This window comes from Bacillus sp. SIMBA_005, from assembly GCF_046535585.1.
Lineage (GTDB): Bacteria > Bacillota > Bacilli > Bacillales > Bacillaceae > Bacillus > Bacillus pumilus.
On record NZ_JAWRWI010000994.1, the window covers coordinates 1 to 244 of the forward strand.

Below are 244 nucleotides of genomic sequence, written 5' to 3' on the forward strand. Positions count from 1 at the left end.
TGAGCACGATCGGGTCATCGCTCGGTGTCGCCAGCGGCACGGCCACGTGGGCCGTGTGCGCCACAGAGCGCTCGTCTGCCCAGCCCGTCGACGCCCACGCGCTCAGATGCCCGGCGAGGGACTTCTGAGCCCGCAGGCGGGCGCTCACGCGCTGTGCGTACAGGCTGATGACCTGGGCGAGATCATCCGCATCGGTGATCTTGCTCGAGAACGATCGCGAATAGATCAGCTGATCCTTCGCGGC

Annotated in this window: 1 protein-coding gene; it reads right to left on the reverse strand. The window is 67.2% G+C overall.

The window, feature by feature from the left end:
- Positions 1 to 244 (reverse strand): DinB/UmuC family translesion DNA polymerase (locus SB660_RS23075; protein WP_410584869.1); only part of this gene is annotated, 244 nt, incomplete at both ends.